Source organism: Pseudaquabacterium terrae (assembly GCF_013266755.1).
GTDB classification, from domain to species: domain Bacteria; phylum Pseudomonadota; class Gammaproteobacteria; order Burkholderiales; family Burkholderiaceae_C; genus Pseudaquabacterium; species Pseudaquabacterium terrae.
In genome coordinates, this window is the sequence record NZ_JABRWJ010000006.1 from 586,466 (window position 1) to 610,737 (window position 24,272).

Genomic DNA, 24,272 nt, shown 5'->3' on the forward strand with positions numbered 1-24,272 from the left:
AACTCAACACATGGCTGCCGAAGGTCACGCCCCGACCGCGGGTGAATACATCGTTCACCACCTCACGCACCTGCAGAACAAGAAGCAGACGTCGATCGTCGACTTCTCGGTCTTCAACCTCGATTCGATCGCCTTCGCCGTTGTCGTCGGCATCATCGGCTGCTTCCTTTTCTGGCGTGTTGCGAAGACCGCCACCTCCGGCGTGCCGGGCCGCTTCCAGGCGGCGATCGAGATCCTGGTCGAGATGGTCGAGACGCAGGCCAAGGGCATCGTGCACAACGCCCACAGTCGCAAGCTCGTCGCGCCGCTGGCGCTGACGGTGTTCGTCTGGATCTTCCTGATGAATGCGATGGACCTGCTGCCGGTCGACCTGCTGCCGCTGCTGGGCGAGAAGGCCGGTGTGCACTACCTGCGCGTGGTGCCGACCGCCGACCTGTCGGTGACGATGGGCCTGTCGCTGTCGGTGCTGATCGTGTGCCTGGTCTACAACGTCAAGATCAAGGGCTGGGGCGGCTGGGTGCATGAGCTGTTCTCCGCGCCGTTCGGCGACAAGGTGGTCCTGTACCCGTTCAACTTCCTGATGCAGATCATCGAGTTCGTCGCCAAGACCGTCTCGCACGGCATGCGGTTGTTCGGCAACATGTACGCCGGCGAACTGATCTTCCTGCTGATAGCGCTGATGGGCGGTGCCTGGTCGCTGTCGGCCACCGGCATCGGCCTGATGATCGGCCACATCATCGCCGGCACCGCGTGGGCGATCTTCCACATCCTGATCATCACGCTGCAGGCCTTCGTGTTCATGATGCTGGCCCTCGTCTACGTCGGCCAGGCCCACGACGCTCACTGATCGCGTTAGCGCATCGGTCCGACGTTTTCACTTTTCCCTTTCTTCCTCACCGTTCTAACTAGGAGTCATCCATGGAAGTCATCAGCTTTGTTGCTCTCGCCGCCGGTCTGATCATCGGTCTGGGCGCCGTCGGTGCGTGTATCGGCATCGGCATCATGGGCAGCAAGTACCTCGAATCGGCTGCGCGCCAACCCGAGCTGATGGGTGAACTGCAGACCAAGATGTTCCTGCTGGCCGGCCTGATCGACGCGGCGTTCATCATCGGCACCGGTATCGCTCTGTGGTTCGCCACCGCCAACCCGTTCCTGGGTCAGATCGCCAATCTCCCGAAGTAATTCGGCGCGTGCGCGTCCCCCAGCGGACGCCGCGGAGCCGCTCTAGCCGGGCCGCTGGCGTCGTCGTCCCCTCGAGGGGGAGGCGGCGCAGCCGCTTCGGGGGTGGTCCAACCCACGTGATTGAGGCATCAAAGTGAGCATCAACGGTACCCTCATCGCCCAGATGATCGTGTTCCTGATCCTGGTCTGGTTCACGATGAAATTCGTCTGGCCGCCGATCATCGCCGCGCTCGACGAGCGCGCGAAGAAGATCGCCGACGGCCTGTCCGCCGCCGACAAGGCCAAGGCCGAGCTGACCCAGGCCAACCAGAAGGTCGAGCAGCAACTGTCCGCCGCGCGCGACGACGCCGCAAAGCGCCTGGCCGATGCCGAGCGCCTGGCGCAGCAACTGGTCGAAGAGGCCAAGTCGCGCGCCAGCGAAGAAGGCGCCAAGATCATCGCCGCTGCGAAGGCCGAGGCCGAGCAGGAAGCCGTCAAGGCGCGCGAAGCGCTGCGCGAGCAGGTCGCGGGCCTGGCCGTCAAGGGCGCGGAGCAGATCCTGCGCCGTGAAGTCAACGCCGGCGTGCACGCCGAGCTGCTGACCCGCCTGAAGACGGAACTCTGATCATGGCCGAGATCGCCACCATCGCGCGCCCCTACGCCGAGGCGCTGTTCAAGGCGGCCGGCGCCAACGCCGCGGCGCTCGTCGGCCAGATGAGTGCGCTGGGCGACGTTGCCGCCAACGAGCAGTTGCGCCAGTTCGCCGACAACCCGAAGGTCGGCGCCGCCCAGGTCTACGAGGTGATCACCAGCGTCGCGAAGACCGCGCTCGACGGCCAGGTCGCCAACCTGCTGCGCACGGTGATCGACAACGGCCGCCTGGCCGCGCTGCCCGAGATCGCCGCGCAGTTCAAGGCACTGGTCAACGTCCGCTCGGGCAGCTCGGACGCCATCGTCTACAGCGCGTATCCGATCGACGGCGCCGCGCTCGCCGACACCGTGTCCGCGCTCGAGAAGCGCTTCGGCCGCAAGCTCAACGCCCGCGTCGAGCTCGACCCCGAGCTGATCGGCGGCATCCGCGTGGTGGTCGGCGACGAGGTGCTCGACACCTCGGTCAAGGCCCGTCTCGAACAAATGAAGGTCGCCCTGACGGCGTGAGCACGAGCTGCGCACTTGCCGCATACGTGCCGCTCATCCGTCGTCTTAGGAGAATGTTATGCAACTGAATCCCGCTGAGATTTCCGAGCTGATCAAGAGCCGCATCGAAGGCCTCGACACCTCGGCCGACATCAAGAACCAGGGCACCGTCGTGTCCGTCACCGACGGCATCGTGCGCGTGCACGGCCTGTCGGACGCGATGGCCGGCGAAATGCTGGAGTTCCCGCCCACCGCCAGTGGCCAGCCGACCTTCGGCCTGGCGCTGAACCTCGAGCGCGACTCGGTCGGCGCGGTGATCCTGGGCGAGTACGAGCACATCTCCGAGGGCGACACCGTCAAGTGCACGGGCCGCATCCTGGAAGTGCCGGTCGGCCCCGAGCTGATCGGCCGCGTCGTCAACGCGCTCGGCCAGCCGATCGACGGCAAGGGCCCGATCAACGCCAAGATGACCGACGTGATCGAGAAGGTCGCGCCGGGCGTGATCGCACGCCAGTCGGTGAGCCAGCCGGTGCAGACCGGCCTGAAGTCGATCGACTCGATGGTGCCGATCGGCCGTGGCCAGCGCGAGCTGATCATCGGCGACCGCCAGACCGGCAAGACCGCGGTGGCGATCGACGCGATCATCAACCAGAAGGGTCAGAACATGACCTGCGTCTACGTCGCGATCGGCCAGAAGGCGTCGTCGATCAAGAACGTGGTGCGCGCGCTGGAAGCCAACGGCGCGATGGACTACACCATCGTCGTTGCCGCGTCGGCCTCCGAATCGGCGGCGATGCAGTACGTGTCGGCCTACTCGGGCTGCACGATGGGCGAATACTTCCGCGACCGTGGCCAGGACGCGCTGATCATCTATGACGACCTGTCCAAGCAGGCCGTCGCGTATCGCCAGGTCTCGCTGCTGCTGCGCCGCCCGCCGGGCCGCGAAGCCTTCCCCGGCGATGTGTTCTATCTCCACAGCCGCCTGCTCGAGCGCGCCGCGCGCGTGAATGCCGACTACGTCGAAGCCTTCACGAAGGGCGAAGTCAAGGGCAAGACCGGCTCGCTGACCGCGCTGCCGATCATCGAGACGCAGGCCGGCGACGTGTCGGCCTTCGTGCCGACCAACGTGATCTCGATCACCGACGGCCAGATCTTCCTGGAAACGGCGCTGTTCAACGCCGGCATCCGCCCCGCGATCAACGCCGGTATCTCGGTGTCGCGGGTCGGCGGCGCCGCGCAGACCAAGCTGGTCAAGGGCCTGTCCGGCGGTATCCGTACCGACCTGGCGCAGTACCGTGAGCTGGCCGCCTTCGCGCAGTTCGCGTCCGACCTCGACGACGCCACCCGCAAGCAGCTCGACCGCGGTGCCCGCGTGACCGAGCTGCTGAAGCAGGCGCAATACTCGCCGCTGCCGATCAGCCTGATGGCCGCGACGCTGTTCGCCGTCAACAAGGGCTTCATGGACAACGTCGACGTCAAGAAGATCCTGTCCTTCGAACACGGCCTGCACCAGCACCTGAAGTCGAGCCACGCCGCGCTGCTGGCCAAGCTCGAGAACGACAAGGCGATGGACAAGGGCGCGGAAGAAGAGCTGACCGCCGCCATCACGGCGTTCAAGAAGTCCTTCGCCTGATCTGAACCGCCACAAGGAGCATCGCCATGGCGGTCGGTAAAGAGATACGCGGCAAGATCAAGAGCTTCGAGAACACGAAGAAGATCACCAAGGCCATGGAGATGGTCGCGGCGTCGAAGATGCGCAAGGCGCAGGAACGCATGCGTGCGGCCCGGCCTTACGCGGACAAGATCCGCAACATCGCGGCCAACCTGTCGCAGGCCAACCCCGAGTACAAGTCGCCGTACCTGCGCAAGACGGCCGAGGGCCAGGGCGCGAAGTCGGTCGGCTACATCGTCGTGACGACCGACAAGGGCCTGTGCGGCGGCCTGAACACCAACGTGCTGCGCATGGTGACGACGAAGATGCGCGAGCTGCAGGCCGCCGGTTCGTCGGCGCAGGCGGTGGCGATCGGCAACAAGGGCTTCGGCTTCCTGAACCGCATCAGCGCGAAGGTCATCAGCCACGTCACGCAGCTCGGCGACCAGCCGCAGCTCGAGAAGCTGATCGGCCCGGTCAAGGTGATGCTCGACGCGTTCACCGAAGGCAAGCTCGACGCGGTGTACGTCTGCTACACCAAGTTCATCAACACGATGAACCAGGAGCCGGTGGTCGAGCAGCTGCTGCCGCTTGCCGCCTCGCGCCTGGAGCAGACCGCCGCCGAGAAGGCCGCCTACGGCTGGGACTACATCTACGAGCCCGATGCGGCGACCGTCATCGAGGACCTGCTGACGCGCTACATCGAGGCGCTGGTCTACCAGGCGGTCGCCGAGAACATGGCGTCCGAGCAATCAGCGCGCATGGTCGCGATGAAGGCCGCCACCGACAACGCCGGCAACCTGATCGCCGAGCTGAAGCTGGTCTACAACAAGACCCGGCAGGCGGCGATCACGAAAGAGTTGTCCGAGATCGTCGGCGGCGCGGCCGCCATCAGCGGCTGACGCGACAAGCGCAGCGGCCGCACGCAACGAATACTGTTTGAAGGATCGAAGAAATGGCTAACACGCAAGCACAGGGCAAGATCGTTCAGTGCATCGGCGCCGTCGTGGACGTCGAATTCCCGCGCGACAGCATGCCGCGCGTGTACGACGCGCTGAAGCTCGAAGGCTCGGCGCTGACGCTCGAAGTGCAGCAGCAGCTCGGCGACGGCATCGTGCGCACCATCGCGCTGGGCTCGTCCGACGGCCTGCGCCGCGGGCTGATGGTCAGCAACACGGGCGCCGCGATCACCGTGCCGGTCGGCACGGCAACGCTCGGCCGCATCATGGACGTGCTGGGCAACCCGATCGACGAGCGCGGTCCCGTGGACCAGACGCTGACCGCGTCGATCCACCGCAAGGCACCGAGCTACGACGAGTTGAGCCCGTCGCAGGAGCTGCTCGAGACCGGCATCAAGGTGATCGACCTGATCTGCCCGTTCGCCAAGGGCGGCAAGGTGGGCCTGTTCGGCGGCGCCGGCGTCGGCAAGACCGTCAACATGATGGAGCTGATCAACAACATCGCGAAGGCGCACTCGGGCTTGTCGGTGTTCGCCGGCGTCGGTGAGCGCACCCGCGAGGGCAACGACTTCTATCACGAGATGGCCGAGTCGGGCGTCGTGAATCTGGAGAACCTGGGCGAGTCCAAGGTGTCGATGGTCTACGGCCAGATGAACGAGCCCCCGGGCAACCGCCTGCGCGTCGCGTTGACGGGCCTGACGATCGCCGAATCGTTCCGCGATGAAGGCCGCGACGTGCTGTTCTTCGTCGACAACATCTACCGCTACACGCTGGCCGGCACGGAAGTGTCCGCGCTGCTGGGCCGCATGCCTTCCGCGGTGGGCTACCAACCGACGCTGGCCGAGGAAATGGGCCGCCTGCAGGAGCGCATCACGTCGACCAAGGTCGGCTCGATCACGTCGATCCAGGCCGTCTACGTGCCGGCGGATGACTTGACCGACCCGTCGCCCGCGACGACCTTCGCGCACTTGGACGCCACCGTCGTGCTGTCGCGCGACATCGCCTCGCTGGGCATCTACCCGGCCGTCGATCCGCTGGACTCGAACAGCCGCCAGGTCGACCCGAACGTCGTCGGCGAAGAGCACTACAACACCACGCGTGCGGTGCAGTCGACGCTGCAGCGCTACCGCGAGCTGCGCGACATCATCGCGATCCTGGGCATGGACGAGCTGTCGCCGGAAGACAAGCTGGCCGTGGCCCGCGCGCGCAAGATCCAGCGCTTCCTGTCGCAGCCGTTCCACGTCGCCGAAGTGTTCACCGGCTCGCCGGGCAAGTACGTGCCGCTGAAGGAAACGATCCGCGGTTTCAAGATGATCGTCGCCGGCGAGTGCGACCATCTGCCCGAGCAGGCCTTCTACATGGTCGGCACGATCGACGAGGCCTTCGAGAAGGCCAAGAAGATCCAATAACCGGAGCCCACGATGGCAACGATTCATGTCGACGTCGTCTCCGCCGAAGCCAGCATCTTCTCCGGCGAGGCCAAGTTCGTTGCGCTGCCGGGCGAGAACGGCGAGCTCGGCATCCTGCCGCGCCACACGCCGCTGATCACCCGCATCAAGCCGGGCGCGGTGCGTATCGAGCGCGCCGACAACGGCGAGGAAGAGTTCGTCTTCGTCGCCGGCGGCATCCTCGAGGTGCAGCCGGGCACGGTGACCGTGCTGGCCGACACCGCGATCCGCGGCCATGACCTCGACGAGGCCAAGGCCGCCGAAGCGAAGAAGCTGGCCGAAGAAGCGATGAAGAACGCCAAGAGCGACATCGACTTTGCGCGCGCGCAGAGTGAATTCGCGATGATGGCGGCGCAGATCGCGGCGATCGCCAAGCTGCGCAAGAAGTAAGGCCTGCGGCCGCCGCCCAAGAGGGGCGCGACCGATCGAGACGCCCGCAGCGATGCGGGCGTTGGTCTTTCTACGGGGGTAGCCCCGTTGTGCGTCCGGTGGCCGAGCTGCCACACTGACCCCCGCTCCAGCTTTCCGGGAGAGTCCCCATGACCCGCATCGTCATCACCGGTACCGGCCTGTACCGGCCGCCGCACGTCATCAGCAATGCCGAGCTGGTCGAGGCCTTCAACGCCTACGCCGCGCTGCAGAACGAGCGCAACGCCACGCGCATCGCCGCCGGCGAAGTGGAGGCGATGGTCAGCTCGAGCGTGGAATTCATCGAGAAAGCCTCCGGCATCAAGCAGCGCTACGTGATCGACAAGACCGGCGTGCTCGATCCGACGCGCATGAAGCCGCGCTTCGCGCCGCGCGCCGACGAAGAACTGTCGCTGATGGCCGAGATCGCCGTCGATGCAGCCCGGCAGGCGCTGGCCGCCGCCGGCCGCCGCGGCGACGAGGTCGACGCGGTGTTCTGCGCCGCCGCCAACATGCAGCGCGCCTACCCGGCGATGGCGGTCGAGATCCAGCAGGCGCTCGGTGCGCAGGGTTACGGCTTCGACATGAACGTCGCCTGCTCGTCGGCGACCTTTGCCATCGAGCAGGCGGTCAATGCGCTGCGTGCCGGCACCGCGCGCTGTGCGTTGATCGTCAATCCGGAGATCACGTCGGCGCACCTCGAATGGCGCGACCGCGATTGCCACTTCATCTTCGGCGACGTCTGCACCGCGATGGTCATCGAGCGCGACGACGACGCCGTGTCCGGCGAGCGCTGGGAGGTGCTCGGCACCAAGCTTGCGACGCAGTTCTCGAACCACATCCGCAACAACTCCGGCTTCCTGAACCGCTGCGAGGACACCGATCCCGACGCGCGCGACAAGACCTTCCGCCAGGAAGGGCGCAAGGTGTTCAAGGAAGTCGTGCCGCTGGCGGCCGCGCACATCGAAGGGCACTTGGGCGCGCTGGGCATCGAGACCACGCAGCTGCGGCGCTACTGGCTGCACCAGGCCAACCTCGGCATGAACCAGCTGGTGATGCGCAAGCTGGTCGGCGGCGACGCCGGTCCCGACGTCGCGCCGCTGATCCTCGACGAATACGCCAACACCGCCTCGGCCGGCTCGATCATCGCGTTCCACCTGCATCGCGGCGACCTGGGCGCCGGTGACCTGGGGATGATCTGCTCCTTCGGCGCGGGTTATTCCGTCGGCAGCGTGGTCGTGCGCAAGCTGTAGCGCGCGCGTGCCGATCACCGAAGCCTTGCTGGTCGCCGGCGCTGCCGGACCGCTGGGCGCGGCGGTCCTGGAAACAGCGCTGGGCACCGCCCACTGGGCACCGGTGATCGCGCTGACGACGCAGCCGATCGACGTCGCGCTGCGCGGCCTGCAGGTGCTGCAGATGCCCGGCGTCCCGGCCGCGCTGCCGACCTTCGGCGCCGCCGCGCCGGCCACCGCGCTGATCGTGTTCGACCGCGAGCGCTCGCTGCACGGGCGCGAGGCGGCGTTCATGCGCCCGCTACCGGACGAGCTGCCGCGTTTCGCGGCGTGGCTGCGCGACGCCGGCGTGCGGCGGTTGATGGTCGTGATGCCGCATGCGCCGGCGCTGCTGCCGCAGGCCTTGAAGGCCGGCCTGGCCTCACTCGATGAACAGGCGGTGGCCGCGCTTCACTTCGAGCAGCTGGTGATCGTGCGGCCGACCCGAGCCGCCGGCCCGGCATCAGCGGGCCACAGCCGCCTGCAGGCGCTGGCGAACGGCCTGCTCGCGCAGCTGCACTGGATGGTGCCGCAACGCGATCAGCCGCTGCGCGCCGTGAAGGTGGCTGAATTCGTGATCGAGCTCGCCCGGCTGCTGCCCGGCGCGCCCGCCGGCACGCGGGTCGTGCCGCCGGAGCTGCTGTGGGACTGGGCGCAGCCCGACGGCGGCGACCGCCTGCTGCGCGACTGGCTGCGCCACGGCGAACGGCCTGACGCGCCAATGACGCGGCCGGCGCAGCGCTGGTAGCGCCGACAGGTCCTAGGCGTCGAGCGCGCCGACGACGGTGCGGCGTCGCGCCGGCCGGGCTTGCTCGCGCAGCTCCTGCAGCAGCACCAGGTAGTAGTCGAGCGAGGGCGTCGGCTTGCCCGGCGTCTTCGCGGCATCGTCCCAGCGCCGCAGCAGCAGCGCCTGCGGCGCATAGGCTTCCTCCTCGAAGCGCTGCACCTCGTCGCTCGACATCGGCCCGCCCTGCAAGGCCAGCGACAGCTGCGACGCCGGCGACAGCGCGTCGGCATAACCCGGCTCGGTGCTGACCAGGTAGCGCTTCGCCGCCACATGCAGCCGGATCGGGTCCAGGACCTCGGCGCCGAAGCCGTCGCCGATCACGTCCTGCGCGCGCAGCTCGTGGTGGTTGTCCGCGCCGTCGGAGCCGTCGCCCACGAAATCGCCGATGTCGTGCAGCAGCGCGGCCGCCACCAGCGAGGGCTCGGCGCCGGCCCATTCGGCGAGCTGCGCACACTGCAGCGCATGCTCCAGCGCGGTCACCGACTCGCGCCGGCCGCCGTCGTACGGTCGGCTGCCGTGTTGCCGGTACAGCTCGGCGATGCGCTCGATCACATCGCCGCCGAATTCAGGAACGCTGCGGTTCATCGGTGAAGCTCCTCGGTGATGGGCTGTCGCCGCGGCCGGGTACCGTCAGCGCCGGGGCACCTTATCACGCGTGCACGACCGCGCAGGGCAGATGCTCTTGGGGGGAGCGGCACCGATAATCCGCCGATGCCCGCGCCGCTCCAGAACGACACCTTCCTGCGCGCCTGCCTGCGCCAGCCGACCGACTACACGCCGCTGTGGCTGATGCGCCAGGCCGGCCGCTACCTGCCGGAGTACAACGCGACCCGCACGCGCGCCGGCAGCTTCATGGGCTTGGCGACGAATCCCGACTTCGCCACCGAGGTCACGCTGCAGCCGCTCGAGCGTTTCCCGCTCGACGCCGCGATCCTGTTCTCCGACATCCTGACGGTGCCCGATGCGATGGGGCTGGGCCTCACCTTCGCCGCCGGCGAGGGCCCGCGCTTCGCTCGTCCGGTGCGCGACGAAGCCGCGGTCGCCGCACTCGCCGTGCCGCCGCCGGACAAGCTGCGCTACGTCTTCGACGCCGTCAGCGCGATCCGCCGCGCGCTGAACGGCCGCGTGCCGCTGATCGGCTTCGCCGGCAGCCCGTGGACGCTGGCCTGCTACATGGTCGAGGGCGCCGGCTCCGACGATTACCGCCAGGTCAAGACCATGCTGTACCGCCGGCCCGACCTGCTGCACCGCATGCTGGCCATCAATGCCGACGCCGTGGCCGCGTACCTCAACGCGCAGATCGATGCCGGCGCGCAGGCGGTGATGGTCTTCGACTCGTGGGGCGGCGTGCTCGAGCATCGCGCCTTCGCGGAGTTCAGCCTGGCCTACACGCGCCGCGTGCTCGATCAGCTGAAGCGCGAGAACGAAGGACAGCGCGTGCCGGCGATCGTCTTCACCAAGGGCGGCGGACAGTGGCTGGAATCGATCGCCGCCAGCGGCGCCGACGTCGTCGGCCTCGACTGGACCTGCGACCTCGGCGCGGCGCGGCGGCGCATCGACGACGCGGTGGCCTTGCAGGGCAACATCGACCCGATGGTGCTGTTCTCGTCGCCCGAAGCGGTGGCGGCCGAGGCGCGCGCGGTGCTCGACAGCTTCGGCGATCCGCGGCGGCCCGACGGCCGCTTCGGCGGCCATGTCTTCAACCTCGGCCACGGCATCAACCAGCACACGCCGCCGGAGCATGTCGCCGCCTTGGTGGAGGCCGTGCATGCCCATTCCAGGGCCCTGCGACAAGCGGGTTGACCCGCATTTCAATTCGCTCGCCGGCGATCGGTAAGTGGGCACTCAGGGCTTGACTTATCCCCAAAACGTGGGCCCCTGCCAACGGGCCGAAGCGGCTCCGCAGCGCACCATGAAGAATTGCGCGAATACGTGCCAAGTGCCTGATTCATAAGAACTTTTGGCCGCTGCCCCGAAATTGGGCAAAGCAACGCGAAGCCCATTGCATCAAGCACTTAGCGTCGTCGCTGCCAGCTTTCCCACAAAGTTATCCACAGAAGCAGGGGATAGGTGGAAAACTCTTTCCCAATCATGTACTTAGGGCCGATTTTTGATGTGGAACTTCGCTTGCTGTCGAGGTGCGCCGGAGTCGGGGCTTGACAAGCGCGCAACGCCTCGCCGTCGTCGTCGACATGCCGCAGCACAGCGGCCTCGGTGGAGCGCTCGACTACCTGGGTGAGCGCCCGCTCGCCGCCGGCAGCTTGTTGCGTGTGCCGCTGGGTCGGCGTGATGTGCTGGGCATCGTCTGGCAGCGGCCCGCCGAGGGCGCTGAGGACCCCGTCGACGAGGCCGCCTTGCGTCCGATTGGCGCGGCCTTCGACGGGTTGCCGCCACTGCCGCCGGCGTGGCTCGCGCTCGCAGAATTTGCCGCCGCTTACTATCAGCGCGGCGTCGGCGAGCTCGCGCTGTCGGTGCTGCCGCCCGAGTTGCGCAAGCTCGACGCGCCGGCGCTGGCCAAGCGCCAGGCGCGGCTGATCAAGCGCTGGGCGCGCGAGCCGAAAGACGCGTTCGCCGCGTCGCCCGAGCGGCCAGCGTTGGCCACCGACCAGGCCGCCGCGCTCGCCGAATTCGAGGCGCTGCGCGCGCAGCCGCAACCGGCGCCCATGCTGCTGCACGGCGTCACCGGCAGCGGCAAGACCGAGGTCTACCTGCGCGCTGCGGAAAGCGTGCTCGACGCCGGCCGCCAGGCGCTGGTGCTGGTGCCGGAGATCAACCTGACGCCGCAGCTCGAAGCGCGCTTCGCGGCACGCTTCCCCGGCCGGCGCCTGGTCGCGATGCACAGCGGCCTGACGCCGGCGCAACGCCTGTCGCACTGGCTCGCCGCGCTGCTCGGCGAGGCCGACATCGTGCTCGGCACGCGCATGGCGGTGTTCGCGCCGCTGCCGCGGCTCGGGCTGATCGTCGTCGACGAGGAGCACGACCCCTCGTACAAGCAGCAGGAGGGCGCACGCTACTCGGCGCGTGACCTGGCCGTCTACCGCGGCCACCTCGAGCGCCTGCCGGTGATCCTCGGCTCGGCGACGCCGTCGCTCGAGACCTGGCAGCGCGCGCAGCAGGCGCGCTACCGCTGCGTGCCGCTGGCGCAGCGCATCGGCGGCGGCGTGCTGCCGCGCGTGCGCCTGTTCGACATGGGCGTGCTGCCGCGACCGTCGGGCGCGATCGACGCCGCGCCCATCGTCTTCGCGCCGCCGGTGCTGCAATCGCTGCACGAGCGGCTCGCGCGCGGCGAACAAAGCCTCGTCTTCCTGAACCGCCGCGGCTACGCGCCGGTGCTGCATTGCGGCGCCTGCGGCTGGAAGAGCGGCTGCCCGCATTGCAGCGCCTGGCGCGTCTTCCACAAGCGCGAGCGCACGCTGCGCTGCCACCACTGCGGCTTCAGCGAACGCGTGCCGCGCGGCTGCCCCGACTGCGGCAACCTGGACATCGCGCCGCTCGGCCGCGGCACCGAGAAGCTCGAGGAGCAGCTCGCCGCCGCGCTGCCCGGCGCGCGCATCGCGCGCATCGATGCCGATGCGGCGCGCGGCAAGGGGCAGCTCGAAAGCCGGCTCGCCGAGGTGCATGCCGGCGAGGTCGACGTGCTGGTCGGCACGCAGATGGTCACCAAGGGGCACGACTTCCGGCGCATCACGCTGGTGGTTGCGGTCAGCCCCGACTCGGCATTGTTCGCCAGCGACTTCCGCGCGCCGGAGCGCTTGTTCGCGCTGCTGATGCAGGCCGGCGGCCGCGCCGGCCGCGATGCCGAGGCCGCCGCGCGCAGCGAGATGTGGGTGCAGACCTGGCATCCCCAACATCCGTTGTACGCGGCCCTGAAGAAGCACGATTTCGGCGCCTTCGCCACCAGCCAGCTGGCCGAGCGCCAGGCCGCTGGCCTGCCGCCGTACAGCCACCTCGCATTGCTGCGCGCCGAGGCGCGCGATCCGGCGCTCGCCATGGCCTTCCTGCAGGCCGCCGCCGCCGCGGCCGCTGCACTGCCCGGTGCCGATGCGGTGACGGTCTACCCGCCGGTGCCGGCGAGCATCGCGAAGGTGGCGGGCATCGAGCGCGTGCAGATGCTGGTCGAATCGGCCTCGCGGGCGCGGCTGCAGCGGCTGCTGGCCGATTGGTCGCCGCTGCTGCACACGCTGCGCGCCGCGCACAAGGGCCTGGCGCGCTGGGCGATCGACGTCGATCCGCTGGCGATCTGACGCGCGTCGCGTGCCGGCGTCAGCGCAGGCCCAGCGCAGCCAGCGTCGCCGGGCCGGCCTCGCCGTCGGCGACCAGGCCCTGCGAGTCCTGGAAGGCCCGCACCGCATGCGCGGTCTGCGGCCCGAAGACGCCGTCGACCGCGCCGACCGCGAAGCCGCGATCGGCGAGCACGTGCTGCAGCGCCTGCACCAGCGCCCCGCGCGTCGGCGGTGACGTCAGTCGCAGCACCAACGCCGGCGGCGGATCGAGCACCACCACTGCCTCGCCGCGGAAGTAGCGCAGGCCCGGCACCAGCACGCCGAAGTCCCAGCGCCGGCCCGACAGCGTGTCGGCGACGACGCCGCGCGCGCTGCTGTGCGCCTCGACGGTGCCGCCGCGCCCGTCGGACAGCACGATGTGGCCGATCTTGCCGGTCTGCGGCAGACGCAGCACCGCGGCACCCGGGATGCCGGCGGCGTCCTGCACGCTGATCATGTGACCGCCGGCGCGCGCCTGCTGGCCCCAGAAGCCGGTGAAGGCATCGGCGCGCACCGGATCGTCGCGCGGCTCGGTGCCGTACAGCACGCCGCTGGCCTGGAACACGCACCACGACACGAACTCGGCGCAGTCCCACGGTCCGCGCCAGCCGGCATTGCGCATCGGCGCGCGGGCGCCGAGCACGTAGGGCTCGCCGAGGTGGCGGCGGGCGAGCGTGATCACGTCGTCGCCGCTGGCGCCGGCCGCGGCCGGAACGACGATCGCGGGCGCGCTGGCGGCGGCAAGCGCCGTGACGACGGGGCCGTTCGGCGCCGCGCCGAGGTCGGGCGCCCCGCCCAGGTCGGGCGCGTCGCCCAGATCCGGCGCGTCGGGCAGGTCGGCGCTCGAAGGCACGGCGGCGGCGACCGCCGCGGCATGGTTCTTCTTCGGCATGGCTGCTCCCTTCTGGCGCTATTGGCTATTGACCCGCGACGGCGACAGCCGACGCGGGGGTGGTCGCGGCGGTCGCCGCCGGGGTCGTCGTGGGCGGCGCGGGCGACGGCGCGGCGACCGCCGCGCGCAGGCCCTGTGCAAGGTTCTGCGCCGCGATGCCGGTGGCGAAATAGCGGCTCAGGCCGTAGCCGAGGCCGGTGGTGCTCGTGTTGGCCTGGAACTGGCCCATCACCGAGAAGGCGTCGCGGCTGGTCGCGCCGCCGACGCCGCCGAACAGGCCGATGACGCGTTCGCCGCCTTGCGGCGCATAGACCGGAATCAGCGCCAGGTTGCGCGACGCGTAGCCGAGCGAGAACGCGGCGCCCTGCTCGGCGGCCGAGCCGCCGATGTGAATGCCCGCGACATCGGTGCGCGAGTACAGCAACGGCTTCTGGTAGGGCCGGTCGCCGGCAGCGGCGGCCGGCGCAGTCGACGGTGCAGGGGCAGCTGCGGGCGCAGCGGGCGAGACCGTGGCGGCGGCCGCTGCAGGCAGCGCCGTCTTCACTGCCCCCGCCGCTGCCGGCGCCGCGGGCGACGCGCAGTTGCGGGCGGCGAGCTGGCACTCGTAGCCCTGCGCGAGCAGTTGCGCCGCCGAGCCGGTGGAGAACACCTGGCCGATGCGCAGCCGCTCGTTCGCGGCCGGTGCTGCCGACTCGAACACCGCGAACACCGACAGCGCGTCGCGCTCCTGTCCGTCGATGCCGCGCATGGCTTGCGCGTTGCCTTGTTCGTCGAGCACCGAGACCGGCACGATGGCGACGCTGCGCTGTTTGTAGCCCAGCGTCACGCTGCCGCCGCTGCCGGCGGTATCGGTGCCCAGCTGCAGGCCGAAGCTCACATGGTCGCCGAACATCAGCGGGGGATTGCTGGAGCAGCCGCCGAGCGCGGCTGTGGCCAGCAGCGCGGCAGGCAGGAGTGATCGATGGCTCATGGCTTCACCTCGTGGGGTTGTTCGCTCCCTGGATCAGGACGGGCGCGGAGCGCTCGTCCACCAGGCAGACGCCGGCGATCTGCGCCAGCGTCTGCCGCATCGCGGCGTCGACAGCCTCAGGGCCGTCGACCCATAACACGGCCCGGCATTGCGGACCGATCGCCGTCCAGCGCTGGCGTGTGAAGCCGGCGCTCAGGCCCAGCGGTGTCGACGCCAGCCCGATGCCGTGCAGCGCGCCGACCACCTGGCGCTCGGGCTGCGCCACCTGCACCTGCAGCAGGCCGACATGGCGCACGATCCGCACGTCACCTTCGCCGCTGTCGATGTGCACGGTCATGCATCCGGACTGCAGCCATCCGGCAATGAGCAGGGACAGGGCGGAGCGCATCGGCGGGGCGTGCTGTGGAGTGCGCCGCCATTGAGCCGCAAAGAGCGCGGCCCCGCATCGTGCCGATGGGGGATGAGGTGGGGGATGCGTTGGCGCGCGGTCCTGTTTCCGTCGCCGCTAGCGCAGCAGCCAGGCGAGCCCGGAGAAGCTGACGAACGCCAGCGCCGTCGAGCTCATGATGATGCGCGCGATGCGGCCGTTGTCGGCGCCGTAGCGCTCGGCCAGCAGCGAGACGTTGCTGGCGCTCGGCAGCGCGGCGGCCAGCGTCAGCACCAGCAGCTGGAAGCTCGACAGCGGCGCGCCGAGCTGGCGCGCCGCGCTGCCGAGTGCCAGCACCAGCAGCGGGTGCACGAAAAGCTTGATCAAGGCAATCGGCAGGAAGCGGCTGACGGGCGTGCGGGCGTGCACGTGCTGGCTGGCGCGGTGCAGCACCGCGCCGATCGTGAACAGCGCGACCGGGCTGGCCGCATCGGCGAGCATTTTCACGATCGTGTCGATCGGCCCGCTCAAGGTCATGCCGGCGACCGAGAACAGCGCGCCGATGGCGATCGACCACGGCAGCGGATTCGACAGCGCGCCCTTCAGCGCGCGCGCCAGCGCCTCGCGCGCGCCGTGCTGCGCGGCACCGTGGGCCTGCGCGAGCGCGATGCACAGCGAGCTGGTGACGAAGAGGTCGGCCAGCACGGTGCAGATCACCGGTCCGGCCGCCGCCGGACCGAGCAGCGCCACCAGCAGCGGCACGCCCATGAAGCCGGTGTTCGGAAAAGCGGCGACCAGCGCGCCGAAGGCCGCGTCCTTCAACCCCACCGGCTCGCGCAAGGTGATGGCGATCGTGAAGAAGACGATCAGCAGCGCGCAGGCCAGGTAGACCCCGAGCACGAACGGATTCAGCAGCTGCAGCACCGGTGTGTTCATGCCGAAGCGGAACAGCAGGCACGGCAGCGCGAAGTACAGCACGAAGGCGTTCAGCCCGGGGATCGCCGATTCGGGCAGCACGTGGCGGCGCGCGGCGAGGTACCCGGCCAGCACCAGCGCGAAGAACGGCACGGTGACGGCGAGGATGGCTTGCATGTCGCTCGTATGGTGCGTTAGGTGCGCTGCGGGTCGGGCCGGCCGGCTTCCACCGCGAAGCGCGCCTGCACGCCGACCGCGCTGGCCGGATCCTCGGGCCGCTCGAAGCGGTACCGGTACCAGCGCCCCGGCTGCAGCCCCGCGGGCTCGGCGTGCACGCTGTGCGCCCAGGCGGCTTCAGCGGTCTCGCGGCCGCGCGCGGCGATGCGCGTGAAGGCCTCGTCCTCGGCCAGCTCCCACTGCACGTCGACCGCTCCGGCCAAGCCCGCGCCGGTCAGCCGCGTCCACAGCACCAGCCGATCGGGCTGCGGCTGGCCCGACGCGACGCCGAGCGCAAAGCGCGGCTCGTCGGCCGCTCGCGCCTGGCGCACGAAGGCCGGCGCCGCCGCCAGCACCAGCAGGCGCCGGCGGTCGAGTGTGAAGGATGACCGCATGGCCGCAGTTTGCCTGCTTCAGCGGCGCGGACGACCCGTCGATAAACGCTCAGGTGCCGCCATTCCGTGCGCACCCTTCGATCGCAAGGAGCCGTCATGCAACGCATCGCCCAGGACCTCGAACCCGTCGATCCCGGCCTGTTCAAGCACGCCGGCGCATTGAAGACGCGCCTGACCGCCGTGATCGTCGTGCTGGCCTGCATGGTCGGGGTCATCGCCGCGGCCTGACCCGGGGCCCCGCCGCGGGGCCGCGAATCAGCCGAGGTGGCGGCGCACCCGGATCGCGTCCAGCCGCGTCTCGACCAGGCGGGCCACCACGGCCGGCGCCAGCCGCGCCGCGCAGTCCGCCCGTGCCCGTTCACCCAGGCGCTGCCGCAGCGCGGGGTCCGCGGCGACGCGGCGCATCTTTTGCGCGGCATCGTCGAGATCGGGCTCGGCCCAGCGCTGCCCGGCCTTGTAGGGACCGATGTCGCTCGCGATCGGCTGCAGCGCATAGTCCACCGGCAGCGCGTTCTCGGCGTTCATGAAATCGGTGTTGCCCGACCAGGCGGTGGCGATCACCACCTTGGCGCGCGCCATCGCCTCGGCATTGACGAGGCCGAAGCCCTCGGCCCGGTGCAACGAGACGAAGCAGTCGGCGCTGTCGATCAGGCTGTTCAGCGTCGGCCGGTCGAGGTAGTCGTCGATCAGCCGGATGCGCTTGTCGCGTGCGGCCAGGGTGCGCAGCCGCGCCATCGCGTCGGGGTCGTGCGCGCCGTTGCTCACCTTGACGACCAGCTCGACCACCTCGTCGCGGCCCTCGAAGGCGCGCAGGAAGGCGTCGATGGCGCCCAGCGGGTTCTTGCGTTCGGAGCTGCTCATCGTGTCGGCCATCGCCAGGAACACGACGCTGTCGTCGCGCAGCCCGAAGCGCGCGCGATCCGGCGCCAGGTGGTCGGGAATGGCGACCGCGTGCGGAATGCAGACCACCGGCACCGGCGAATCCGCGGCCACCGCACGCTGGCAGAAGGTCGAGGGCACCCACACCTCGTCGACCAGATCGAAGGCGCCGTGCCATTCGGACGGGAACTGCTCCAGCTCCCAGGCCCAGTAGCCGATGCGGTACGGCGTGCCGAACCAGTGGTCGCCGAGCGCGGCGCGCGCATGCGGCATCTGGTCGGCGTTGATGTGGAACAGGCTCACCGCGTGGCGCACGCCCACCGGCAGCGCGCCGTCGATCTGCTCGCCCATGCGCGAGACATTGCCGTCGCGGAAGTCGTGCACCGACCGCGGCACGCGCGTGCAGGCCAGCGCGCGCAGCGTGGCGCGCGCCGACTCGCCGACACCACTTTCTGCCCGCACGTAGCCGATCACGGTGACGCCGAAAGCAAACGGCGCTGCGCTTTCCGCTGGCGTGGGCAGCGGGGCCGCCGCGGGTCGGGGCGGGAAGGCGCGGCGGACCAGGTAGCTGCGGACGCGGGCGCGCACGTTCGGCGTGGTCAGCGGCCGCAGCAGCCCGCGTGCATTCCAGGCCAGGGCGTAGATCGCGCGGAACGGCAGCGCCATCAGCGGTGGACCGGACGCCACGGCGACCTGCAGCGGCATCGCGCCGCCCGGCGCCGGAGCCGCGGCGGTCGCAGCCTGCGGCGGCAGTGCGCTGGCGGCCGCGCCCATCAGGCGCGGCGGCACGCGGGCCTCCTCCGGCGCCCGGTTGACGAACCACTCGACGTAGGCGCGGCGGTGCGTGCCCAGCACGTCGGGAAAGGCGCCGCGCAGATCCTCGCGCGACCGGTACAGCTGCAGCGCCAGGCGCGACACCGGCGGCTCGTGAGCGTCCGTCGGCGCGGTGAGGTAGTCGATCAGCGCGCGCGCACCGTCGGCGCTGCGCAGGTCGGGCAGCGGCGCACGCCAGTCGAGCTGCTCGCGGATCAGCTGCCGGGCACAGTCGGGCAGCGGTGTGCCGTCGGCCAGCGTCGCAAACGCGTAGGGCAGCCGAGCGTACTTCTCCCGCCCCTGGTCGGCGACGCTTCGGCCATAAGCGTCGAACAGCGCGCGCACCGCCGGCGTGCAGTTGCCGAGCGTGAACCGGTCCTGGTGCTTGCTGATCGCAGCGGCGCCCGCCGTGTAGCCGGAGAAGTGGAAGAAGAAGAGCGGTCGTCCGTTGACGGTGGTGCCGTGCTCGGCGTCGTGCTGCACGTCGCGGTGGGCGAGGTTCCAGTAGGCGACGTTCCAGCCGGCGTCCCGCTCGATGTGGGCGTCGGGCAGGAAGCCGGGCACGAGGTCCATCCACTTCTGGTCCGTGAACAAGCCGCGCGGGATGTCGACGACGCAGTCGCGCTCGAGCTTGCGCGACCACCAGTCCACCAGCTGCCGGGTCTGCGGGCTGCGCCGCAGCGCGAGGAAGCCGAGGTTGTAGGTGCCGCTCTGCAGGATGGAGAGATCCGTTGGATGCCGGTCATCGTCGAGCGGTGCGCTCAGGTGCGGCGTCAGCACCGCCTGGGCCACGTCGAGCCGGCGCAGCAGCGGCTCGCCGCTCGAATAGAGCTGGATGTCGGGGTCGAAGTAGATGACCCGCTGCGCTTCGTCGCGGCCGAACAGGTGAGCGAACACGAAGGGCTTGATGGCGGTGTTCAGCTCCAGGATCGTGTACTGCACCGCCATGCGATCGAGCCGGGCGATGCCGAGTGAGTCGACGGGCAGCAGCTCCACACCGTCCGGCAGCGTCGGCACGCCGTCGGCGGCATCGCACAGCACCACCACCCGACGCGTGCCGGGCAGGTGGGTGCCCACGCTTTGCATCAGGTTCAGCGCGAAGTGCAGGTAGTTGCGCGAGACGATCGTGAACACCGTCGTGCATTCCGGCGGCGCGGGTTCGGTGCCGGCTACACCGGCTGCGCAGTGCAGGTGGGCGATTTCCTGCTCGCGCGCGGCAAGCACCTGCGCCAGGCTCTCGGCGTACGCGTGTCCGTCGGCGATCTCGCGCTCGCGGGCGCCGACCAGCGCGTGCAGGTCGGCCTGCTGCGCGGCGGCTTCGACCAGATCCTGCTCGCGCGACGCGACGACGGCGCGCAGGTCCGCCAGCTGCGCGAGCGCCTGTTCCAGCTCATGCTCGCGCGAAGCCAGTTGCTCGGCATGCTGGCGGGACGCGCGGAAGTGAACTCGCAGCGCATCGAGCTGCTGCAGCCGCTCTTGCGGCGTGTCCCGCGCCAGCCATTTCGACAGCAGCCGCCGCCGCATCGCTTCCGTGCGTGGTTGATCGGCGAAGACACCCGAGCCGCCGCCAGCCGTGGCCAGGTAGCGGGCGGAAACGCCGGGCACCCGGACGAAGCGGCCGGTGCGCGCCAGCTGCAGCCACCAGTCCCAATCCTCGAACAGGTCCAGGTCCTCGTCGAAGAGGCAGGCCCGCTGCGGGTCCTGATCGCGCCGCACGAGCACCGCGTGCAGCGGCAGGAAGTTCTCGAAACGCAGGCGAAGGGGGTCGAAGTCGGCGGCGAAGACATGTTCGGTGACCCACGTGCCCTGGTCGTAGCGGCCGTAGTCCACATCGGCGTAGGCCGCCACCGCCTGCGGGTCGTCCTGCAAGGCCTGGTACAGCCGGTTCAGGTGGCCGGGCAGGAAGACATCGTCATCGTCGAGAAAGATCACCCGCTTGGCGTGCGCCGCTGCCAGGCCAGCGTTCGCGGCCGCCGAACGCGGCAGCGCAACTTCGCGGTCGACGCGGCGCACCGGTACGTCGCCGACGCGGTCGGGGGTCGCGCCGTGCGCGGGGCCGCGGGCGTTGACCAGCACCACCTCGATGGGCCGAAGGTCCTGCGCAGCGATCGAGGCCAGGGCGGGCCCGAGGCTCGGGCGGTCCAGGCTGCGCACGATCACGCTGATCAGCGGCCGAGCATCGCCGGGGTTGTTGTCGGTTGGGCTCATGATCGGCGCGAATTGTCCGCGATCCGGGTCATCGGCCGCGCCCGCGGGGACAGCCGGCCCCTGCCCCTCGCCTATCATCCGCCGCTTCCTCGAACCTCCCCATGGCCGACGCCCCCGCCTCGCTGAATCCCGCCCAGCTCGACGCCGTGCACCACCTGGCCGGGCCGTGCCTGGTGCTGGCCGGTGCCGGCTCGGGCAAGACGCGCGTGATCACGCACAAGATCGCGCGCCTGCTGCAGGCCGGCCTCAAGCCGAAGCAGATCGCCGCGATCACCTTCACCAACAAGGCGGCGCAGGAAATGCGCGAGCGCGCCAAGGGCCTGGTCGGCCCGCGCGCCGCCAAGGAACTGGTGATCGCCACCTTCCATTCGCTGGGCGTGCGCCTGCTGCGCGAGGACGGGCAGCGGCTGGGCCTGAAGCCGCAGTTCTCGATCCTCGACAGCGACGACGTGCTGGGCGTGCTGCGCGACGCCGGCGGCTGCAGCGACAACGCGCTGGCCAAGCGCTGGCAGTGGACCATCAGCCTGTGGAAAAACCAGGGCCTCGACAGCGACGGCGCCGCCGCGGTGGCCAAGGATGCCGACGAGCAGGTCGCCGCGCGCGTGATGAAGCTGTACGAGGAGCGCCTGTCGGCCTACCAGGCGGTCGATTTCGACGACCTGATCGGGCTGCCGCTGAAGCTGCTGCGCAAGGACGCCGAGGCGCGCGCCAAGTGGCAGGACGCCTTCGGCCACGTGCTGGTCGACGAGTACCAGGACACCAACGCGGTGCAGTACGAGCTGCTGAAGGCGCTGGTCGACCACCCCGACGAGCGCCGGCGCGGCCTCTTCACCGCGGTCGGCGACGACGACCAGAGCATCTACGGCTGGCGCGGCGCGACGATCGAGAACTTGAAGCGCCTGCCCACCGACTGGCCGAACCTGAAGGTCATTCCGCTGGAGCAGAACTACCGCTCGACCGGCAGCATCCTGCGCGCCGCGAACCACGTGATCGCCGGCAACCCGAAGCTGTTCCAGAAGAAGCTGTGGAGCGAATTCGGCGACGGCGAGCCGGTGCGCCTGATCGCCTGCGACGGCGAGGAGCACGAGGCCGAGCGGGCCGTCGGATTCATCCAGTCGCTGCGCGCCAGCGGCGGTGCCGGGGCCGACAGCCGCGGCGGCGGGGGCGGCGTGAAGTGGAGCGACTTCGCGATCCTCTACCGCGCGAACCACATGGCGCGCATCTTCGAGCAGAAGCTGCGCGGCGCGCAGATACCGTACAAAGTGAGCGGCGGACAGAGCTTCTTCGACCGCGCCGAGATCAAGGACCTGTGCGCCTGGCTGCGGCTGCTGGTCAACCAGGACGACGACCCGGCCTTCCTGCGTGCGGTGACGACGCCCAAACGCGGCATCGGCCATACCACGCTCGGCAAGCTCGGCGAATTCGCCGGCAAGTGGAAGGTCAGCCTGTTCGAGGCGCTGTTCGCCGAGAGCCTGCCCGCGCAGCTCGGCGCCAAGGCGGTCGGCTCGCTACACGAGTTCGGCCGCTACGTCAACGAGCTCGAGCACAAGGCGCGCCACACCTCGGGCGGCGAGGACGCCAAGGCGCTGCTGCTGGAGTGGCTCAAGGACATCGGCTACGAGCAGCACCTGTACGACGGCGAGGACAGCGAGAAGCTCGCCGCGTCGCGCTGGTCGAACGTGCTGGATTTCGTCGACTGGATCGCCAAGCGCTGCGGCGGCCAGATCACGCAGGACAGTGGTAACTTCGAAACGGAGCGGCAGACGGTGCTGCAGGTCGCGCAGACGATCAGCGTGATCATCAGCCTGGCCGAGCGCGGCGACGAGCAGGACGTCGTGACCCTGTCGACGCTGCACGCGGCCAAGGGCCTCGAGTGGCCGCACGTGCTGCTGGCCGGCATCAATGAAGGCCTGCTGCCGTTCAAGAGCGACGCCGAGGACATGACGGTCGAGCGGCTCGAGGAAGAGCGCCGGCTGATGTACGTCGGCATCACCCGGGCGCGCTCGACGCTCGCGGTGTCGACCTTGAAGCGGCGCAAGAAGGGCCGCGACACGGTGGTCGGCATCCCGAGCCGCTTCATCGCCGAGATGAAGCTCGACGAGGCGCCGAACCGCGAGGATCCGCGCGAGCGGCTGAAGAAGCTGCGTGCTGAATTGGCCGCCAAGGCGGCCGCCGGCTGATCCTGCAGGCGATGGCCGCGCTGTTTCCGCTCTTCGTGATCAGCGCCGCGCTCGCGGTGCTCGCCGCGCCGTGGGCGCTCGGCCTGCCGTGGTTGGCCTGGATCTTCAAGCCGCTGGCGACGATTGCGGTGATCGCCCATGCGGCGCGGCGCGGCGAGCCGGGCAGCCCCGAGCGCCGCGCTGTGCTGGCCGGGCTCGGGCTGTCGCTGTTAGGCGACATCGCGCTGCTGTGGCCGGAACGCGGCTTCGTGCCGGGGCTGGTCGCCTTCCTGCTCGCGCACCTCGCGTACCTGGTCGCCTTCACCCGCCGCGCGCGTTTCGTCGGCTGGCCGCCGGCCTTCATCGCCTATGCGGTGGTGGCGGGTGGGCTGCTCGCGCTGCTGTGGTCCGGCGTGCCTGCCGCGCTGCGGCTGCCGGTCGTGGCCTACGTCGTCTGCCTGGCCTCGATGGCGGCGCAAGCCGCGGTCGCGTGGTGGATGCAGCGCGGCAGCGTGAACGCCTCACGCGCGCGGCTGGCGGCGATCGGCGGCGCTCTGTTCGTGTTCTCCGACGCGATAATCGCCATCGACCGCTTTGCGCAGCCGCTGCCGGCCGCCAGCCTGTGGATCCTGCCCGCCTACTGGGCCGCGCAGTGGTTGATCGCCAGCACGCTGGCGCCGCGTAAAGCCTCGTTACCAGGGTAGGACGACGCTCACAAGCGCTCGCGTCGACGACCTATGCCGGGCGCACGGAGCGGCCAGCACAGTTCCGGGCATGGAATACAAAACTTCCCCCCTGGACCTTGAATTGCCCGCAACGCCGCAGTCGTCCGTGCGGCACGATTCGATCGGCGAGATCGGCGAGATGCGTTCTCCGACCTGGAACCCGCGCGGCGAGTCACGCTCGCGCGCCGTCGGCCCGGTCGCCGGCGTCGTGGTGCTGGCACTCGGCGTCGCGGCTGCGGTCGGCCTGTACATGCGGCAGGAAGAGCCGAAGTCCACCGTGGCCATGGCCCCGGCGGGCGAGCAGGTGACGCTGCCCGTCCCGACGGAGAGCACCGCGCCGCCGGTCACCGAGCTGCCGGCACTGCCGCCGGCCCCGGCGGCCGCCGCCGACTCGTCGGCCGAGGTGCGCAGCACCGCCGCGCCGCGCCGCAACGTGTCGCCGAACCCGGCGACACGCGCCGAGCGCAGCGCCAACGCCACGCCGCCGGCGCGGGTCGCCGAAGCCGCGCTGAGGCCGCTGCCCGAAACGCCGAAGCCGATCGAGCCCGCGGTCACGCCGATGCCGGCGCCGACGCCTACTCCCATGGCACCGCCGCAACCGGCGGTCGATCCGGCACCGCCGGCCGCGCCGAGCGATTAATCGGCAGTT

The 24,272-nt window shown here is 70.0% G+C and carries 23 protein-coding genes; 16 read left to right on the forward strand and 7 right to left on the reverse strand.

Going from position 1 to position 24,272, the window contains the following annotated elements; genetic code table 11:
• The first annotated feature begins 10 nt into the window (after positions 1-10).
• The 10 genes from atpB (at position 11) to HLB44_RS21975 (ending at position 8,783) form a co-directional block, all read left to right on the forward strand.
• Entirely contained in the window at positions 11-847 is an 837-nt protein-coding gene (gene atpB / locus HLB44_RS21930; RefSeq protein ID WP_173126965.1) for a F0F1 ATP synthase subunit A, read from the forward strand.
• 71 nt (positions 848-918) lie between these two features.
• The gene (gene atpE, locus HLB44_RS21935) at positions 919-1,182 is read left to right on the forward strand and encodes a F0F1 ATP synthase subunit C (protein WP_009548357.1); all 264 of its coding nucleotides are present in this window, start codon (positions 919-921) and stop codon (positions 1,180-1,182) included.
• A 133-nt stretch (positions 1,183-1,315) separates the two neighbouring features.
• Complete coding sequence (locus HLB44_RS21940; protein ID WP_173126968.1) at positions 1,316-1,786, forward strand: F0F1 ATP synthase subunit B; 471 nt, start codon at positions 1,316-1,318, stop codon at positions 1,784-1,786.
• Between the two features lie 2 nt (positions 1,787-1,788).
• Complete coding sequence (locus HLB44_RS21945) at positions 1,789-2,319, forward strand: F0F1 ATP synthase subunit delta (protein ID WP_173126971.1); 531 nt, start codon at positions 1,789-1,791, stop codon at positions 2,317-2,319.
• A 58-nt stretch (positions 2,320-2,377) separates the two neighbouring features.
• Positions 2,378-3,931: a F0F1 ATP synthase subunit alpha gene (atpA, locus tag HLB44_RS21950; RefSeq protein WP_173126974.1), complete on the forward strand. Its 1,554-nt coding sequence runs from the start codon at positions 2,378-2,380 to the stop codon at positions 3,929-3,931.
• 26 nt (positions 3,932-3,957) lie between these two features.
• Positions 3,958-4,851, forward strand: a complete 894-nt coding sequence (gene atpG / locus HLB44_RS21955) for a F0F1 ATP synthase subunit gamma (RefSeq protein ID WP_173126976.1) — start codon at positions 3,958-3,960, stop codon at positions 4,849-4,851.
• A 53-nt stretch (positions 4,852-4,904) separates the two neighbouring features.
• A complete protein-coding gene (gene atpD, locus HLB44_RS21960) occupies positions 4,905-6,317 on the forward strand; it encodes a F0F1 ATP synthase subunit beta (RefSeq protein ID WP_173126979.1) in 1,413 nt (470 codons plus the stop codon).
• Positions 6,318-6,329: 12 nt separating this feature from the next.
• Positions 6,330-6,746 (forward strand): F0F1 ATP synthase subunit epsilon, encoded by a 417-nt coding sequence (locus HLB44_RS21965; RefSeq protein WP_173126982.1) that lies wholly within the window; start codon positions 6,330-6,332, stop codon positions 6,744-6,746.
• 149 nt (positions 6,747-6,895) lie between these two features.
• Positions 6,896-8,017 carry a beta-ketoacyl-ACP synthase III gene (locus HLB44_RS21970; protein WP_173126985.1) on the forward strand — a complete coding sequence of 374 codons (1,122 nt, stop codon included), beginning with the start codon at positions 6,896-6,898 and terminating at the stop codon, positions 8,015-8,017.
• A 7-nt stretch (positions 8,018-8,024) separates the two neighbouring features.
• On the forward strand, positions 8,025-8,783 hold the full coding sequence (locus HLB44_RS21975) for a hypothetical protein (protein WP_173126988.1): 759 nt from the start codon (positions 8,025-8,027) through the stop codon (positions 8,781-8,783).
• A gap of 12 nt (positions 8,784-8,795) precedes the next feature.
• Here the strand turns inward: HLB44_RS21975 and HLB44_RS21980 are convergent, their stop codons facing one another.
• Positions 8,796-9,407, reverse strand: coding sequence for an HD domain-containing protein (locus HLB44_RS21980; protein ID WP_173126991.1), 612 nt, complete (start codon positions 9,405-9,407; stop codon positions 8,796-8,798).
• A gap of 126 nt (positions 9,408-9,533) precedes the next feature.
• On the opposite strand from HLB44_RS21980, the gene hemE reads away from it, so the two are divergent.
• Complete coding sequence (hemE, locus tag HLB44_RS21985) at positions 9,534-10,625, forward strand: uroporphyrinogen decarboxylase (protein WP_173126995.1); 1,092 nt, start codon at positions 9,534-9,536, stop codon at positions 10,623-10,625.
• Positions 10,626-11,014: 389 nt separating this feature from the next.
• Complete coding sequence (locus tag HLB44_RS21990) at positions 11,015-13,066, forward strand: primosomal protein N' (RefSeq protein ID WP_173127157.1); 2,052 nt, start codon at positions 11,015-11,017, stop codon at positions 13,064-13,066.
• Positions 13,067-13,085: 19 nt separating this feature from the next.
• Here the strand turns inward: HLB44_RS21990 and HLB44_RS37410 are convergent, their stop codons facing one another.
• The 5 genes from HLB44_RS37410 to HLB44_RS22015 form a co-directional block, all read right to left on the reverse strand.
• The gene (locus tag HLB44_RS37410; RefSeq protein ID WP_246312380.1) at positions 13,086-13,976 is read right to left on the reverse strand and encodes a peptidoglycan-binding domain-containing protein; all 891 of its coding nucleotides are present in this window, start codon (positions 13,974-13,976) and stop codon (positions 13,086-13,088) included.
• A gap of 25 nt (positions 13,977-14,001) precedes the next feature.
• Positions 14,002-14,946, reverse strand: coding sequence for a hypothetical protein (locus tag HLB44_RS22000; protein WP_173126998.1), 945 nt, complete (start codon positions 14,944-14,946; stop codon positions 14,002-14,004).
• A 4-nt stretch (positions 14,947-14,950) separates the two neighbouring features.
• Positions 14,951-15,283 carry a hypothetical protein gene (locus HLB44_RS22005; protein WP_173127001.1) on the reverse strand — a complete coding sequence of 111 codons (333 nt, stop codon included), beginning with the start codon at positions 15,281-15,283 and terminating at the stop codon, positions 14,951-14,953.
• 168 nt (positions 15,284-15,451) lie between these two features.
• A complete protein-coding gene (locus HLB44_RS22010) occupies positions 15,452-16,405 on the reverse strand; it encodes an AEC family transporter (RefSeq protein ID WP_173127004.1) in 954 nt (317 codons plus the stop codon).
• A gap of 17 nt (positions 16,406-16,422) precedes the next feature.
• Entirely contained in the window at positions 16,423-16,839 is a 417-nt protein-coding gene (locus HLB44_RS22015; protein WP_173127007.1) for a PhoD-like phosphatase N-terminal domain-containing protein, read from the reverse strand.
• A 96-nt stretch (positions 16,840-16,935) separates the two neighbouring features.
• On the opposite strand from HLB44_RS22015, the gene HLB44_RS37955 reads away from it, so the two are divergent.
• Positions 16,936-17,067: a hypothetical protein gene (locus HLB44_RS37955; protein WP_281375209.1), complete on the forward strand. Its 132-nt coding sequence runs from the start codon at positions 16,936-16,938 to the stop codon at positions 17,065-17,067.
• A gap of 27 nt (positions 17,068-17,094) precedes the next feature.
• Here HLB44_RS37955 and HLB44_RS22020 read toward each other — a convergent pair whose 3' ends face one another.
• Positions 17,095-20,739: a glycosyltransferase gene (locus tag HLB44_RS22020; RefSeq protein ID WP_173127010.1), complete on the reverse strand. Its 3,645-nt coding sequence runs from the start codon at positions 20,737-20,739 to the stop codon at positions 17,095-17,097.
• A gap of 101 nt (positions 20,740-20,840) precedes the next feature.
• On the opposite strand from HLB44_RS22020, the gene HLB44_RS22025 reads away from it, so the two are divergent.
• The 3 genes from HLB44_RS22025 (at position 20,841) to HLB44_RS22035 (ending at position 24,263) form a co-directional block, all read left to right on the forward strand.
• Positions 20,841-22,919 carry an ATP-dependent helicase gene (locus HLB44_RS22025; RefSeq protein ID WP_173127013.1) on the forward strand — a complete coding sequence of 693 codons (2,079 nt, stop codon included), beginning with the start codon at positions 20,841-20,843 and terminating at the stop codon, positions 22,917-22,919.
• Positions 22,920-22,930: 11 nt separating this feature from the next.
• On the forward strand, positions 22,931-23,602 hold the full coding sequence (locus HLB44_RS22030) for a lysoplasmalogenase (protein WP_173127016.1): 672 nt from the start codon (positions 22,931-22,933) through the stop codon (positions 23,600-23,602).
• A gap of 127 nt (positions 23,603-23,729) precedes the next feature.
• Entirely contained in the window at positions 23,730-24,263 is a 534-nt protein-coding gene (locus HLB44_RS22035) for a hypothetical protein (RefSeq protein WP_173127019.1), read from the forward strand.
• Positions 24,264-24,272 lie beyond the last annotated feature (9 nt).

Excerpts from the sequence above, each read along its gene's own strand:
- atpB (WP_173126965.1), top strand. The coding sequence starts at position 11 with ATGGCTGCCGAAGGTCACGCCCCGACCGCGGGTGAATACATCGTTCAC.
- atpE (WP_009548357.1), top strand. The coding sequence starts at position 919 with ATGGAAGTCATCAGCTTTGTTGCTCTCGCCGCCGGTCTGATCATCGGT.
- HLB44_RS21945 (WP_173126971.1), top strand. The coding sequence starts at position 1,789 with ATGGCCGAGATCGCCACCATCGCGCGCCCCTACGCCGAGGCGCTGTTC.
- atpA (WP_173126974.1), top strand. The coding sequence starts at position 2,378 with ATGCAACTGAATCCCGCTGAGATTTCCGAGCTGATCAAGAGCCGCATC.
- atpG (WP_173126976.1), top strand. The coding sequence starts at position 3,958 with ATGGCGGTCGGTAAAGAGATACGCGGCAAGATCAAGAGCTTCGAGAAC.
- atpD (WP_173126979.1), top strand. The coding sequence starts at position 4,905 with ATGGCTAACACGCAAGCACAGGGCAAGATCGTTCAGTGCATCGGCGCC.
- HLB44_RS21965 (WP_173126982.1), top strand. The coding sequence starts at position 6,330 with ATGGCAACGATTCATGTCGACGTCGTCTCCGCCGAAGCCAGCATCTTC.
- HLB44_RS21970 (WP_173126985.1), top strand. The coding sequence starts at position 6,896 with ATGACCCGCATCGTCATCACCGGTACCGGCCTGTACCGGCCGCCGCAC.
- HLB44_RS21980 (WP_173126991.1), bottom strand. The coding sequence starts at position 9,407 with ATGAACCGCAGCGTTCCTGAATTCGGCGGCGATGTGATCGAGCGCATC.
- hemE (WP_173126995.1), top strand. The coding sequence starts at position 9,534 with ATGCCCGCGCCGCTCCAGAACGACACCTTCCTGCGCGCCTGCCTGCGC.
- HLB44_RS21990 (WP_173127157.1), top strand. The coding sequence starts at position 11,015 with ATGCCGCAGCACAGCGGCCTCGGTGGAGCGCTCGACTACCTGGGTGAG.
- HLB44_RS37410 (WP_246312380.1), bottom strand. The coding sequence starts at position 13,976 with ATGCCGAAGAAGAACCATGCCGCGGCGGTCGCCGCCGCCGTGCCTTCG.
- HLB44_RS22000 (WP_173126998.1), bottom strand. The coding sequence starts at position 14,946 with ATGAGCCATCGATCACTCCTGCCTGCCGCGCTGCTGGCCACAGCCGCG.
- HLB44_RS22005 (WP_173127001.1), bottom strand. The coding sequence starts at position 15,283 with ATGACCGTGCACATCGACAGCGGCGAAGGTGACGTGCGGATCGTGCGC.
- HLB44_RS22010 (WP_173127004.1), bottom strand. The coding sequence starts at position 16,405 with ATGCAAGCCATCCTCGCCGTCACCGTGCCGTTCTTCGCGCTGGTGCTG.
- HLB44_RS22015 (WP_173127007.1), bottom strand. The coding sequence starts at position 16,839 with ATGCGGTCATCCTTCACACTCGACCGCCGGCGCCTGCTGGTGCTGGCG.
- HLB44_RS37955 (WP_281375209.1), top strand. The coding sequence starts at position 16,936 with ATGCAACGCATCGCCCAGGACCTCGAACCCGTCGATCCCGGCCTGTTC.
- HLB44_RS22020 (WP_173127010.1), bottom strand. The coding sequence starts at position 20,739 with ATGAGCCCAACCGACAACAACCCCGGCGATGCTCGGCCGCTGATCAGC.
- HLB44_RS22025 (WP_173127013.1), top strand. The coding sequence starts at position 20,841 with ATGGCCGACGCCCCCGCCTCGCTGAATCCCGCCCAGCTCGACGCCGTG.
- HLB44_RS22030 (WP_173127016.1), top strand. The coding sequence starts at position 22,931 with ATGGCCGCGCTGTTTCCGCTCTTCGTGATCAGCGCCGCGCTCGCGGTG.